Annotated in this window: 1 protein-coding gene; it reads left to right on the top strand. The window is 32.8% G+C overall.

Features of this window, described 5'->3' with window-relative positions; all coding sequences use genetic code 11:
- A partial coding sequence (locus DZ60_RS23860) for a fibronectin type III domain-containing protein (RefSeq protein ID WP_034230589.1) occupies positions 1-338 on the top strand: 338 nt, incomplete at both ends.

The following is a 338-nucleotide window of genomic DNA, read 5'->3' as shown; positions in this document are numbered from 1 at the left end:
AGCCCAACAGAATTTAACGCAAGCGAAATAACTCAAAATTCTGTTAACCTAACCTGGAATGAAGCAACAGATAATATTGGAGTTACGAATTACTGGATATTTAATGTTACTGATAATTATTCTATCATTGAAGTTCAAGAACCTCAAGTAATAATTAATGATCTTGAACCAGCAACTTTATACGAGTTTGTATTAGTAGCATTAGATGCCGCTGGTAATCAATCTGAGATAATTTCTTTGACAATTACTACAGAAGAAGAATCCGGGGATGATACCACTCGACCAAATATGGTAACAGGATTATCATTAGTTAATATCACAACAAATTCATTGACATG

It is taken from the genome of Aquimarina pacifica (assembly GCF_000520955.1).
GTDB lineage: Bacteria > Bacteroidota > Bacteroidia > Flavobacteriales > Flavobacteriaceae > Aquimarina > Aquimarina pacifica.
The sequence above is the reverse complement of the archived record's forward strand: the minus strand, read 5'-3'. Positions and strand labels throughout refer to the sequence as shown.